This window comes from Pseudomonas sp. F2 (assembly GCF_057174385.1).
The window spans coordinates 437492-450739 of sequence record NZ_CM169904.1 but is presented as its reverse complement, the minus strand read 5'-3'; the positions used below and the strand labels follow the sequence as shown (position 1 = coordinate 450739).

The following is a 13248-nucleotide window of genomic DNA, read 5'->3' as shown; positions in this document are numbered from 1 at the left end:
CGCCAGTGCTCTGGCGGGGGCTTTTTCATGGGCGACTGGCCCAGATCGATTTCACCGGCACTGTGGCCACCGGCTGACGATTGCGCCACTGATTACCCTCGACCAGACTCACCTCCAGTTGTTTGCGGTCTTTGGAAAAGCTCGCCGTCAGGTACGTCTGTTGAGAAGCGGCACCGCTGAGAAACATCGGCACACTGCCCATGTAGGTCTGGCTGCCACCCTCGCCGTGATAATGGCCAGCAAACATCGCCGTCACCTGATACTTTTCAATCATGTCGCGAAAGCGCTTCTGTTGCTCCCAACTGCCTGCCCAGTCATAGGGTTTGTGCATGTTGATAATGATCGCGTAGCCTTGCGCTCGCGCTATTCGCAAATCATTTTCCAGCCAGTCCAGCGACTCTTTGATGTCGAACGAAGTTGGATTCAGCGCATGGGAAATCTTCACCTGGTAAGTCGGTTCATTGTTCAATTGCACCAGGTGGACTTCACCGATATTCTTTGAATACGCCAGACTGCCGAGATAGTGCTTATTCAAAAAGCTGCCGCTCACTTCAAGATCAAACTCATCGACTTTATCCACGTGATGATCGCGATAATCGACAATGCTGCCCGCCGCACAACTCTCACTAAAACAATCATTCACGTTGTTCTGGTAATCATGATTGCCCAACCCATAGAGAAAGTGATCGCCAAAGTATTTGCTCAGCATCGTCCTCATGAAGGAGCGCTGCCAGCCATGGCCGAACGCAGTGATGTCGCCGTTGATCATCAACGGTACGGTGGCCTGGCCGCCCATCTCGTTGCGAAACTGCGCAATACTCGCGAACTGATTCTCCACCAGCCATTTCGAGCGTTTTTCAAAATCCGCGCTCGGCTCATCTTCACCACTGTCCGATTTTTCCGTCCACGGGTATTGCGGGTCCGAGGCAAATACCATGTGCTGCGGAACACCCTCATTGGCACTGGCGAGAGAGGTCAGCGATAACAGGTACAGACAAGCGAACAGCTTTTTAACTTCCTTGATTTTCATAACATTCCATTATTGCGTTAACTTTCAAAACACGAACATGCAACTCGCACGCTGCAGAACAGCCACCAAGCTATTCGAAAATAATAAAAAATTAAAAGCCCTCAATTAACTAATTATATTTCTACGTTATTGGCATAGCCGTTGAAATTAATACTTTGAGACACATGTGCGGTGGACGCGTTTCAGCATGCTCTGTAGGGTCTGCCACAGCCCGGTGACCCGCACCGGAGCCACTTCAAGGATGAAGCCGCTATGTTGAATAACGACAAACATTGTCTTCCGGTTGATCAGCCGCTGACTGAATCTGATCAACCAATTGAATCATTGGAAACAACTGTAGAAACCATTACCGTGACATTCGACAATCCGTCACAACCCGATTCCAAGAGCACCACAAAACGCCATCGAAATACCGGCAGTCTCGACAGCCTGGGCGGCGGCAGGCTGCCCTGAGTCTTGAAGCCACGTGTGAATCAACCTGAGCCGGCCTGCGCCTTGTGCGGGGCTGGCTCGACTAATGCCAGCCATGGACCGACCAACGGACGGCTGAGTCCTGTCTTCCTCGATTGCCGCCCTAAAGGCGGAGTAGCGAGAGGTCAACCATGATGGCAATCACCACCATCTCCAGCCGTGAATTCAATCAGGACACCAGCAGCGCCAAAAAGGCTGCGCGTCTGGGTCCAGTGATCATCACAGACCGTGGTAAGGCTTCTCATGTTCTTTTGAGCATTGAGGAATATCAGAAACTGAGCGGCGCAAACACAAGCATTGTCGATTGGTTGGTCATGCCGGAGGCTGCCGACATCGATTTCGAAACCGAGCGCGCAGTCATCATTCATCGTCCCGTGGACCTGTCCTGATGTATTTACTCGACACCCATGTGATTTCCGAACTTCGCAAGCCGCAAGCCGATGCCAATGTGGTCAGTTGGGCCAAAGGCGTCATCGCCCCGTGTGTGTACATTTCCGCCATTACTCTGAAAGAACTGGAAACCGGAGTCCTGCGAACGGAACGGCGTGATCCTGCTCAAGGAAAGCTGTTGCGCAGTTGGCTGACGCGTCACGTCATGCCGGCATTCGAAGCTCGAATCCTGCCGGTTGATGCTGCAGTAGCGCTACGTTGTGCCAGCCTGCATGTGCCCGACCAGACCAATGAAAGCGATGCATTGATCGCTGCCACGGCCCTGGTGCATGGACTCACGGTGGTCACGCGTAATGTCGATGATTTCCGCTCGAGCGGCGTCGCCGTGATCAATCCGTGGGAACAATGAATTAGCTGCCACTGCAAAACCGTCCATACTCAACAAGTCAATTGATCTGCATCAGGCTTTTCTGCATTCGCTACACCAATAATGCTTTTTTCCCAACGCGACCAAAGGTCGCACCCTTGAGTTAGAGCGACAGGCGTATCATTGCGCCACTGCAACACCCCTTTCTGACCGCGGTCGGCACGTATCGACCGAGGCATTTGTCCACTGCCGTGGGATGCAATGATGAGCAACCAGATTCCGGTACACGACGTCACACCACCGAGCAAAAACGCGAACAACAGCGTCGACCTTTACGCCTCTCGAGAAAAAATCTACACCCGTGCTTTCACTGGCCTGTTCCGCAATCTGCGGATGATGGGCGGCGCTGCGCTGTTCCTGTTGTATTTCGGTACGGTGTGGCTGAACTGGGGCGGGCATCAGGCGGTGTGGTGGAACTTGCCGGAGCGCAAGTTCTTCATCTTCGGCGCCACGTTCTGGCCGCAGGACTTCATCCTGCTGTCCGGCCTGCTGATCATTGCCGCGTTCGGCCTGTTCTTCATCACCGTTTACGCCGGCCGCGTCTGGTGTGGCTACACCTGTCCGCAAAGCGTGTGGACGTGGATTTTCATGTGGTGCGAGAAGGTCACCGAAGGCGATCGCAACCAGCGTATCAAGCTCGATAAAGCGCCAATGAGCGGCAACAAGTTTCTGCGCAAGCTCGCCAAACATTCGCTGTGGCTACTGATCGGTTTCGTCACAGGCATGACCTTCGTCGGCTACTTCTCGCCGATCCGCGAACTGGTATTCGATTTCTTCACTGGCCAGGCCGATGGCTGGTCGTATTTCTGGGTCGGCTTCTTCACCCTCGCCACCTACGGCAACGCTGGCTGGCTGCGCGAACAGGTGTGCATCTACATGTGTCCGTATGCACGCTTCCAGAGCGTGATGTTCGACAAGGACACCCTGATCGTGTCCTACGACCCGCGTCGCGGCGAAAGCCGTGGCCCGCGCAAGAAAGGTGTCGATTACAAAGCCATGGGCCTGGGCGATTGCATTGACTGCACCATGTGCGTCCAGGTGTGCCCGACCGGTATCGACATCCGCGACGGACTGCAGATCGAGTGCATCGGTTGCGCCGCGTGCATCGATGCTTGCGACGCGATCATGGACAAGATGGACTACCCGCGCGGCCTCATCAGCTACACCACCGAACACAACCTCTCGGGCCAGAAAACCCATAAACTGCGGCCGCGCCTGATCGGCTATGCGGTGGTGCTGCTGGCGATGATCAGCCTGCTGGTGACCGCATTCTTCATGCGCTCGCTGGTCGGCTTCGACGTCAGCAAGGACCGCGTGCTGTACCGCGAGAACGCCGAAGGCCGGATCGAAAACGTCTACAGCCTGAAGATCATGAACAAGGATCAGCGCGACCACACCTACGTGCTGGAGGCCGCCGGCCTGCCGGATCTGCGCCTGCAAGGCAAACGCGAGATCACGGTCCCGGCCGGCGAAATCTTCAGCATGCCGGTGGAGTTGTCGAGCGCACCGGAACAATTGCCGTCGAGCACCAACGAGGTGAAATTCATCCTCAAGGACGCCGACGACGACAGCGTCCACGTTGAAGCCAAGAGCCGATTCATCGGCCCACAAACCCGTTGAGAGAACTGAACATGCCCGCCGCAAACGCCGCAAGCCCTTGGTACAAGCACCTCTGGCCATGGATCATCATCGGGATCCTGGCCTGCTCGGTGACGTTGACCCTGTCAATGGTGACCATTGCGGTGAACAACCCGGACAATCTGGTCAACGACAACTACTACGAGGCCGGCAAAGGCATCAACCGCTCGCTGGATCGCGAACTGTTGGCGCAGGAGTTGAAGATGCGCGCCAACGTCCATCTGGATGAACTCACCGGCGAAGTCGACCTGCGCCTGAGCGGTGCCAGCCAGCCGAAAACCCTGGAACTGAACCTGATCTCGCCGACCCAGCCGGAGAAGGATCGCAAGATTGTCCTGACCCGCAGTGAAACCGAAGCCGGCCGTTACATCGGCCAGTTGGGCGACAAGGTCCAAGGTCGGCGTTTTGTCGAATTGCTGGGTACTCAGGACGACCACGTGTGGCGCATGTTCGAAGAAGAACAGGTCAGCCATGACAAGGATCTGCTGCTCGGTGACGAACCGTTGCAGGGCGCTGAAGACCAGAAGAAGTAAACCGAACCCTGTAGGAGCTGCCGCAGGCTGCGATCTTTTGATCTTGCTTTGAAAAACAAAATCAAAAGATCGCAGCCTGCGGCAGCTCCTACAAGGATGGTGTTGATTCAGCAGTATTAGCGAATATTCGATGACCACCCCACTCCCCTGCTACCACTGCGCCCTGCCCGTTCCGTCGGGCAGTCGCTTCACCGCCGTCGTGCTCGGGGAGTCCCGCGAGTTCTGCTGTCCCGGCTGTCAGGCCGTGGCCGAAGCCATCGTCGCCGGCGGTCTGGAAAGTTACTACCAGCATCGCAGCGAAGCCTCGGCCAACCCCGAAGCCTTGCCGGTGCAATTGACCGATGAACTGGCGCTGTACGACCGCGCCGACGTGCAAAAACCCTTCGTCCGTCACGCAGGCGAACTCGCCGAAACCACGCTATTGATGGAAGGCATCAGTTGCGCCGCCTGCGGCTGGCTGATCGAGAAACACCTGCGCACCTTGCCGGCAGTGGCTGAGGCACGACTGAATCTGTCCAACCATCGCCTGCATGTGCAATGGGCCGACGCGCAATTGCCGCTGAGCCAGATCCTCACCGAGCTGCGCCACATCGGTTACGTCGCCCACCCGTATCAGGCCGACCGCGCCAGCGAACAACTGGCCAGCGAAAATCGCCTGGCCCTGCGCCAGCTTGGCGTCGCCGGATTGCTGTGGTTTCAGGCAATGATGGCGACCATGGCCACCTGGCCGGAATTCAACATCGATCTCAGCCCCGAATTGCACACGATCCTGCGCTGGGTCGCGCTATTTCTCACAACACCGATCGTGTTCTATAGCTGCGCGCCGTTCTTCAAGGGCGCGATGCGCGATCTGCGCACCCGCCACCTGACCATGGACGTCTCGGTGTCGCTGGCCATCGGCAGCGCCTACATCGCCGGGATCTGGACCTCGATCACCGGGGTCGGCGAACTGTATTTCGATGCGGTCGGGATGTTTGCGCTGTTCCTGCTCGCCGGGCGATATCTGGAACGCCGTGCCCGCGAGCGCACCGCCGCTGCCACCGCGCAGCTTGTAAACCTGCTGCCGGCCTCGTGCCTGCGTCTCGACACCGACGGCCAGAGCGAACGCATCCTGCTCAGCGAACTGCGCCTGGGTGACCGGGTGCTGGTGCAACCAGGTTCGATCCTGCCGGCGGATGGCAGGATTCTCGATGGCCAGTCAAGCATCGACGAATCGCTGCTGACCGGCGAATACCTGCCGCAACCGCGCACGCTGGGCGATGCGGTCACCGCGGGCACGCTGAATGTCGAAGGCGCGCTCACCGTCGAGGTATTGGCGCTGGGTCAGGACACGCGCCTGTCGGCCATCGTCCGCCTGCTTGATCGCGCCCAGGCCGAGAAACCGCGCCTGGCGGAAATCGCCGACCGCGCGGCGCAGTGGTTCCTGCTGTTGTCGCTGATTGCGGCGGCGGCCATCGGCCTGTTGTGGTGGGAACTGGATGCGTCGCGGGCGTTCTGGATCGTCCTGGCGATGCTGGTCGCGACCTGCCCTTGCGCGCTGTCGCTGGCAACCCCGACGGCGTTGACCGCCGCCACCGGCACCCTGCACAAACTCGGCCTGTTGCTGACGCGCGGGCATGTGCTGGAAGGCCTGAACCAGATCGACACGGTGATCTTCGACAAGACCGGCACACTCACCGAAGGCCGCCTGGTCCTGCGCTCGATTCGCCCGCTGGGCACACTCAGCAGCGACCAGTGCCTGAGCCTTGCCGCCGCCCTGGAAAACCGTTCGGAACACCCGATTGCCCGCGCCTTCGGTCGTGCGCCACTGGCCGCTGAAGATGTGCACAGCACGCCGGGACTCGGTCTCGAAGGACGGGTAGGTACACAGCGCTTGCGCATTGGTCAGGCGGAGTTTGTCTGCGCCCTCAGCGGTTCGCCACTGCCGGCGATGCCGGATGAGCCGGGTCAGTGGCTGCTGCTCGGTGATGACTCGGCAGCGCTGGCGTGGTTCGTCCTCGACGATCGCCTGCGCGACGATGCGCCCGCCCTGCTCGCCGCCTGCAAGGCGCGTGGCTGGCGCACATTGCTGCTGTCCGGCGACAGCTCGCCGATGGTCGCCAGCGTCGCCGCCGAACTGGGTATCGACGACGCCCGTGGCGGTCTGCGTCCGGATGACAAACTGCGCGTGCTGCAACAACTTCATCAGGAAGGACGCAAGGTGTTGATGCTCGGTGACGGGGTCAACGACGTGCCGGTGCTGGCCGCTGCCGACATCAGCGTGGCCATGGGTTCGGCCACCGATCTGGCGAAAACCAGTGCCGACGCGGTGCTGCTGTCCAACCGCCTCGACGCGCTGGTGCACGCCTTCACGTTAGCGCGCAGAACCCGTCGGGTAATCATCGAGAACCTGCTGTGGGCGGCGCTGTACAATGGCCTCATGTTGCCGTTCGCCGCCCTCGGCTGGATCACCCCGGTGTGGGCCGCCGTCGGCATGTCGATCAGTTCGTTGACCGTGGTGCTCAACGCCCTGCGCCTGACTCGCCTGCCGAGCGCGCCGGTTGTCGGCACCCGTTCAGAAACCCGCCCGCTGCCGGCTTGAGCCGTGCGGGCCTGGAGTACCGATGCCAGCTCTTTACGTGATGATCCCCGCCGCCCTGCTGATCGTGGCCATCGCTGTGTACATCTTCTTCTGGGCGGTGGACAGCGGCCAGTACGACGACCTTGATGGCCCGGCCCACAGCATCCTGTTCGATGATCAGGACCCGAACCACACCGCCGCCGTCGACGAAGCCAAATCCGACAAACCGCAGGACAAGGCGCCACCCCATGCTTGAGCTTGCGCCTCTCCTGGTGTCTGCGCTGATCCTCGGCCTGCTCGGTGGCGGGCATTGCCTGGGCATGTGCGGCGGCCTGATGGGCGCGCTGACCCTGGCGATTCCCAAGGAACAGCGCAGCCGACGCTTTCGTCTGCTGCTGGCGTACAACCTCGGACGGATCCTCAGTTACGCGACGGCCGGGCTGCTGATCGGGCTGGCTGGCTGGGCGGTGGCGAACAGTCCGGCGGCGATGTTCATGCGTATTCTCGCCGGGTTGCTGTTGATTGCCATGGGCCTGTATCTGGCCGGCTGGTGGAGCGGCCTGACCCGTATCGAAAGCCTTGGCCGTGGCTTGTGGCGTTACATTCAGCCGGTGGCCAACCGCTTGCTGCCGGTGTCGAGTTTGCCCCGCGCCCTGCTGCTCGGCGCACTGTGGGGCTGGCTACCGTGTGGACTGGTTTACAGCACGCTGCTGTGGTCGGCGAGCCAGGGCAATGCGCTGGACAGTGCGTTGTTGATGCTGGCGTTCGGGCTGGGCACGTGGCCGGTGCTGCTCGCGACAGGGCTGGCTGCCGAGCGGGTGACGGCGTTGCTGCGCAAACGCAGCGTGCGCGTGGCCGGGGGCTTGCTGGTGATTGTGTTCGGGATCTGGACCCTTCCTGGCCCCCACCAACATTGGCTGATGGGTCACTGATCCGATCAAAGCCCTGAGAAGATCCATTGTGGTGAGGGGATTTATCCCCGATGGGGTGCGAGGCGCCCCTGCATTCTTCCATTCATACATTGCAAACAGGTTTACGACTGCTTCGCAGTCGATCGGGGATAAATCCCCTCACCACAAAGCAGTCACTACCAATCCGCCGTTGATGCAAATCAACAGCCCCGTCGCCGCACCCCGATAGACTCGCCACACTGCCAGCCTATCCGGGGGAATGCCCGCATGCTCGACGCCATTCGTTGGGACACTGATCTGATCCGCCGCTACGACCTGGCGGGGCCGCGTTACACCTCGTACCCGACGGCCGTGCAATTCAACAGTCAGGTCGGCACCTTCGACCTGTTTCACGCCCTGCGCGAAAGTCGCAAGGCGCTGCGCCCCTTGTCGCTGTACGTGCACGTGCCGTTCTGCGCAAATATTTGCTACTACTGCGCCTGCAACAAAGTCATCACCAAGGATCGCGGGCGGGCACAGCCGTATCTGCAACGCCTGGAACAGGAAATCCAGTTGATTGCCTGTCACCTGGAACCGGCGCAGAAAGTCGAGCAGTTGCACTTCGGCGGCGGCACCCCGACCTTCCTCAGCCATGACGAGCTGCGGCAGTTGATGGCGCACCTGCGCAAACACTTCAATCTGCTGGATGATGACTCCGGCGACTACGGCATCGAGATCGATCCGCGCGAGGCCGACTGGTCGACCATGGGCCTGTTGCGCGAACTCGGCTTCAACCGGGTCAGCATCGGCCTGCAAGATCTCGACCCGGCGGTGCAACGGGCGGTCAATCGCCTGCAGAGCCTGGAAGAAACACGCGCAGTGATCGACGCGGCGCGCACCCTGCAGTTTCGCTCGATCAACATCGACCTGATCTACGGCCTGCCGAAGCAGACTCCGGAAAATTTCGCGCGAACCGTCGAGGAAGTCATCAGCCTGCAACCGGACCGGCTCTCGGTATTCAACTATGCGCACCTGCCGGAGCGCTTCATGCCACAGCGGCGGATCAACAGCCAGGAGCTGCCAAGCCCTGCGCAAAAACTGCAAATGCTCCAGCGCACCATCGAACAACTGACCGCCGCCGGTTATCGCTACATCGGCATGGATCACTTTGCCCTGCCCGACGATGAGTTGGCGATTGCCCAGGAAGAACAGACCCTGCAGCGCAATTTCCAGGGCTACACCACTCACGGCCATTGCGACCTGATTGGTCTGGGGGTGTCGGCGATCAGTCAGATCGGCGATCTTTACTGCCAGAACAACAGCGATCTGAACCAGTACCAGAACACCCTCGCCGCCGCGCAACTGGCGACCAGCCGGGGCCTGGTGTGCAATGCCGACGATCGCCTGCGCCGCGCGGTGATCCAGCAACTGATCTGCAATTTCAGCCTGGAATTCGCCGAAATCGAGCAAGCGTTCAACATCGACTTTCAGGGCTATTTTGGCGCACTGTGGCCGCAACTGCAGGGCATGGCCAACGACGGGCTGATCAAGCTGGAGCGCGAGCGCATCGAAGTGTTGCCGGCCGGACGCCTGCTGGTGCGCTCGGTGTGCATGGTGTTCGACGCGTACCTGGAACAACAGAACCGTCAGCGTTTCTCGCGGGTGATCTGAAACGCCCTGCTCATGAAACCGATGTATCGCGAATGCCCCGTGTCTTTGTTTGCCCTGCGGCCTTATGCCCGCAGGGCAATCTCGCCCCAGACTGGCCTGAATGTCCTCCCGTAGGTTACCCTTACGGCTTATGTGTGTTTTCCCACAAGGATTTAAGAAATGTCCGAGCCAGTCAAACTGCGCGCTCACAACCAGGCCCATTGCAAGGATTGCAGCCTGGCCCCTCTCTGCCTGCCACTTTCTCTGAATCTGGAAGACATGGATGCGCTGGACGAAATCGTTAAACGTGGTCGCCCGCTGAAAAAGGGTGAGTTCCTGTTCCGCCAGGGTGACACCTTCGATTGCGTTTATGCAGTACGCTCCGGCGCCCTGAAGACCTTCAGCCTGAGCGACACCGGCGAAGAACAGCTCACCGGTTTCCACCTGCCGAGCGAACTGGTCGGCCTGTCCGGCATGGACACCGAGAAACATCCAGTGTCGGCCCAAGCGCTGGAAACTACCTCGGTCTGTGAAATCCCTTTCGAACGCCTCGACGAACTGGCCCTGCAACTGCCGCAGCTGCGCCGGCAACTGATGCGGGTGATGAGCCGCGAGATCCGTGACGATCAGCAAATGATGCTGTTGCTGTCGAAGAAAACCGCCGACGAGCGCATCGCCACGTTCCTGGTCAACCTGTCGGCCCGCTTCCGCGCTCGCGGGTTCTCGGCCAACCAGTTCCGCCTGAGCATGTCGCGCAACGAAATCGGCAATTACCTGGGCCTGGCGGTGGAAACCGTGTCGCGGGTGTTCACGCGCTTCCAGCAGAACGAACTGATCGCCGCCGAGGGCAAGGAGATCCACATCCTCGACCCGATCCAGCTCTGCGCCCTGGCCGGCGGCTCGCTGGAAGGCTGATCTCGATCCGCGGTTGAGCGAAGCGTTTCAGCCGCGGGTATACTGCGCCGTTTGCAGCCCTGCCAGGACACCTCGACGATGGTCTTCGACTCCTTCGACATCAAATCCCTGATCCGCCCCGTGATCGACTTCCCGAAACCGGGCGTGATCTTTCGCGACATCACCCCGCTGTTCCAGTCGCCCAAGGCCCTGCGCCTGGTGATGGACAGCTTCGCCCACCGCTATGTGGAAGCCGACTTCACCCACATCGGCGCGATGGATGCGCGCGGCTTCCTGATCGGTTCGGTGCTGGCCTACCAGTTGAACAAGCCGCTGGTGCTGTTCCGCAAGCAGGGCAAACTGCCGGCGGACGTGTTGGCCGAAGGTTACGCGACCGAATACGGCGAAGCGTTCCTCGAAGTCCACGCCGACAGCCTGTGCGAAGGTGATTCGGTGGTGATGTTCGATGACCTGATTGCCACCGGTGGCACGCTGATCGCAGCGGCCAACCTGATCCGCCGCATGGGCGCGCGGGTGCATGAGGCGGCGGCGATTATCGATCTGCCCGAGCTTGGCGGTTCGCAGCGTCTGGAAGACATGGGCATCCCTACTTTCTGTCTGACGCAGTTTGCCCTGACCGATAAGTAAGCGTCGCATTCACTGGCGCCATCGCTGGCAAGCCAGCTCTCACAGTGATTTCGGTCGTTCACAAATATTGTGTACCCCCCAAAAAACCTGTGGGAGCTGGCTTGCCAGCGATGACGTCAGTTGCATCACCAATGAATCAAAGCCCCATCTGCTTGCTGATGATTTCGTTCATCACTTCCCGCGTCCCGCCGCCGATCGACAGAATGCGGTTATCCCGATACAGCCGCTCCACCAGGCTCTCGCGCATGTAACCCAGGCCACCGAGGATCTGCACCGCTTCGCGGGTGATCCGGTCCGAGGTGTCCGTGGCGACGTTCTTGGCCATGGAAATTTCCTTGATCACGCTCTGCCCCGCCGCCATTTTCGCCGCTTGCCGATAAGTGAACTCGCGCGATACTTCCAGCGCCGTGGCCATTTCGGCCAACCGATGTTTGATCACCTGAAACTTGCCGATCGGCTTGCCGAATGCTTCACGCTCGCGCGCCCATTTCAGCGCTTCTTCGAGGGCGAGCTGCGAGGTCATGTTGGCCATCAACGCCAGCGCCAGCCGTTCGCTCTGGAAATTGCCCATGATGCAGGCAAAACCCATGTTCTCGGCGCCGATCAGATTGCCCACAGGCACCCGGCAATCGTCGAAAAACAGCTCAGCGGTGTCCGAGGCCCACCAGCCCATTTTTTTCAACTGGCGGCCGACGGAGAAGCCGGGGGTGCCCTTCTCGATCAACAGCAGGCTGACGCCGCCAAAACCCGGCGCTCCGGTGCGCACGGCGACGGTGTAGAAATCGGCGCGTACGCCACTGGTAATGAAGGTCTTGCTGCCGCTGACCCGGTAGACGTCGCCGTCACGCACGGCGCGGGTTTGCAGGTTGGCGACGTCGGAACCCCCGCCGGGTTCGGTAATCGCCAACGCACTGATTTTCTCGCCGCTGAGCACCTGCGGCACGACACGCTCGCGCACCTCGGGCCGGGCCCATTTGACGATCGGTGGCAGGCCGATATCCAGCGAACCGAGACCGGCGACCAGACCACCGGAACCGCAGCGCATCAGTTCTTCGCTGGCGGCAACCTTGGCGAACAGATCACCTTCGTGGCTGCCACCCAGCGCTTCGGGATAACCGATGCCAAGAATCCCCGCCGCCCCGGCCTTCAGGTACAGCTCACGGGGAAAGCCTTCGGCTTCTTCCCACGCGTCGATGTCCGGCAGGATCTCGCGCTCGACGAAACGTCTGACGCTGTCGCGAACCATTTGGTGGCTGGGGTCGAAGTATTCCTGGACGGCAGGCATCGGCGAACTCCATCGAAGGTTTGGCCGACGTTAACCGAGCGCTTGCTTGGTTTTCAACACAATTGTGTGAATCAGCCAAATCGAGGTGCGCCCATCGCTGGCAAGCCAGCTCCCACAGATTTCTTTAGTGTGCACAACATTTGTGAACGACCGAAATCACTGTGGGAGCTGGCTTGCCAGCGATGGGGCCAGATCAGGCGATACACCTGTCAGAGGGAAATCGGTTTACGCCCGGCAAACGAATGCGCCAGCGTCCCACCATCCACCAGCTCCAGCTCACCACCCAGCGGCACACCGTGGGCAATCCGCGAGGCGATCAGGCCTTTGTTGCTGAGCAGTTGAGCGATGTAATGCGCGGTCGCCTCCCCCTCCACCGTCGGGTTGGTGGCGAGGATGACTTCGGTAAAGGTGCCAGCCTCTTCGATGCGCGTCATCAACTGCGGAATACCGATGGCTTCCGGCCCCAGACCGTCGAGCGGCGACAGGTGGCCCTTGAGCACGAAGTAGCGTCCACGGAAACCGGTCTGCTCCACCGCATACACGTCCATCGGCCCTTCCACCACGCACAGCAGCGTGTCGTCGCGGCGCGTGTCGGCGCATTGCGGGCACAGATCGTCTTCGGTCAGCGTGCGGCACTGACGGCAGTGACCCACCCCTTCCATGGCCTGGCTCAAAGCCTGGGCCAGGCGCGTGCCGCCGCTGCGGTCACGTTCGAGCAACTGCAACGCCATGCGCTGGGCGGTTTTCTGACCCACGCCGGGCAAGGTGCGCAGGGCGTCGATCAGTTGGCGAATCAAAGGGCTGAAGCTCATGGGTAAAAAGTCCGACAAAA

The 13248-nt window shown here is 60.2% G+C and carries 14 protein-coding genes; 11 read left to right on the top strand and 3 right to left on the bottom strand.

Annotated features, from left to right (window positions below; genetic code table 11):
* Positions 1 to 25: 25 nt before the first annotated feature.
* Complete coding sequence (locus AC193Q_RS02050; protein ID WP_315438231.1) at positions 26 to 1030, bottom strand: metallophosphoesterase family protein; 1005 nt, start codon at positions 1028 to 1030, stop codon at positions 26 to 28.
* A gap of 252 nt (positions 1031 to 1282) precedes the next feature.
* Between AC193Q_RS02050 and AC193Q_RS02045 the strand changes: the two genes are divergently transcribed.
* The 11 genes from AC193Q_RS02045 (at position 1283) to AC193Q_RS01995 (ending at position 11131) form a co-directional block, all read left to right on the top strand.
* Positions 1283 to 1483, top strand: coding sequence for a hypothetical protein (locus AC193Q_RS02045; RefSeq protein WP_080963258.1), 201 nt, complete (start codon positions 1283 to 1285; stop codon positions 1481 to 1483).
* 152 nt (positions 1484 to 1635) lie between these two features.
* On the top strand, positions 1636 to 1890 hold the full coding sequence (locus AC193Q_RS02040) for a type II toxin-antitoxin system Phd/YefM family antitoxin (RefSeq protein WP_041067899.1): 255 nt from the start codon (positions 1636 to 1638) through the stop codon (positions 1888 to 1890).
* On the top strand, positions 1890 to 2300 hold the full coding sequence (locus tag AC193Q_RS02035) for a type II toxin-antitoxin system VapC family toxin (protein WP_047293087.1): 411 nt from the start codon (positions 1890 to 1892) through the stop codon (positions 2298 to 2300). Before AC193Q_RS02040 ends, AC193Q_RS02035 begins: the two co-directional genes overlap by 1 nt.
* Before the next feature lie 222 nt (positions 2301 to 2522).
* Entirely contained in the window at positions 2523 to 3938 is a 1416-nt protein-coding gene (gene ccoG, locus AC193Q_RS02030; RefSeq protein WP_047293085.1) for a cytochrome c oxidase accessory protein CcoG, read from the top strand.
* 11 nt (positions 3939 to 3949) lie between these two features.
* Positions 3950 to 4489 carry a FixH family protein gene (locus AC193Q_RS02025; RefSeq protein ID WP_047293083.1) on the top strand — a complete coding sequence of 180 codons (540 nt, stop codon included), beginning with the start codon at positions 3950 to 3952 and terminating at the stop codon, positions 4487 to 4489.
* A 130-nt stretch (positions 4490 to 4619) separates the two neighbouring features.
* Positions 4620 to 7070, top strand: a complete 2451-nt coding sequence (locus tag AC193Q_RS02020; RefSeq protein WP_121184542.1) for a heavy metal translocating P-type ATPase — start codon at positions 4620 to 4622, stop codon at positions 7068 to 7070.
* Between the two features lie 22 nt (positions 7071 to 7092).
* Complete coding sequence (ccoS, locus tag AC193Q_RS02015) at positions 7093 to 7305, top strand: cbb3-type cytochrome oxidase assembly protein CcoS (RefSeq protein ID WP_025110359.1); 213 nt, start codon at positions 7093 to 7095, stop codon at positions 7303 to 7305.
* Entirely contained in the window at positions 7298 to 7981 is a 684-nt protein-coding gene (locus AC193Q_RS02010; RefSeq protein ID WP_121184540.1) for a sulfite exporter TauE/SafE family protein, read from the top strand. Before ccoS ends, AC193Q_RS02010 begins: the two co-directional genes overlap by 8 nt.
* Before the next feature lie 246 nt (positions 7982 to 8227).
* Complete coding sequence (gene hemN, locus AC193Q_RS02005) at positions 8228 to 9610, top strand: oxygen-independent coproporphyrinogen III oxidase (protein ID WP_047293078.1); 1383 nt, start codon at positions 8228 to 8230, stop codon at positions 9608 to 9610.
* A gap of 159 nt (positions 9611 to 9769) precedes the next feature.
* Complete coding sequence (gene fnr / locus AC193Q_RS02000; RefSeq protein ID WP_483879082.1) at positions 9770 to 10504, top strand: fumarate/nitrate reduction transcriptional regulator Fnr; 735 nt, start codon at positions 9770 to 9772, stop codon at positions 10502 to 10504.
* Positions 10505 to 10582: 78 nt separating this feature from the next.
* The gene (locus AC193Q_RS01995) at positions 10583 to 11131 is read left to right on the top strand and encodes an adenine phosphoribosyltransferase (protein ID WP_003223345.1); all 549 of its coding nucleotides are present in this window, start codon (positions 10583 to 10585) and stop codon (positions 11129 to 11131) included.
* Positions 11132 to 11267: 136 nt separating this feature from the next.
* Here AC193Q_RS01995 and AC193Q_RS01990 read toward each other — a convergent pair whose 3' ends face one another.
* Together AC193Q_RS01990 and recR are read right to left on the bottom strand one after the other, a co-directional pair.
* Positions 11268 to 12416 carry an acyl-CoA dehydrogenase family protein gene (locus AC193Q_RS01990; RefSeq protein WP_121184538.1) on the bottom strand — a complete coding sequence of 383 codons (1149 nt, stop codon included), beginning with the start codon at positions 12414 to 12416 and terminating at the stop codon, positions 11268 to 11270.
* Positions 12417 to 12625: 209 nt separating this feature from the next.
* Positions 12626 to 13228 (bottom strand): recombination mediator RecR, encoded by a 603-nt coding sequence (gene recR, locus AC193Q_RS01985; protein WP_121184536.1) that lies wholly within the window; start codon positions 13226 to 13228, stop codon positions 12626 to 12628.
* Between the last annotated feature and the right edge of the window lie 20 nt (positions 13229 to 13248).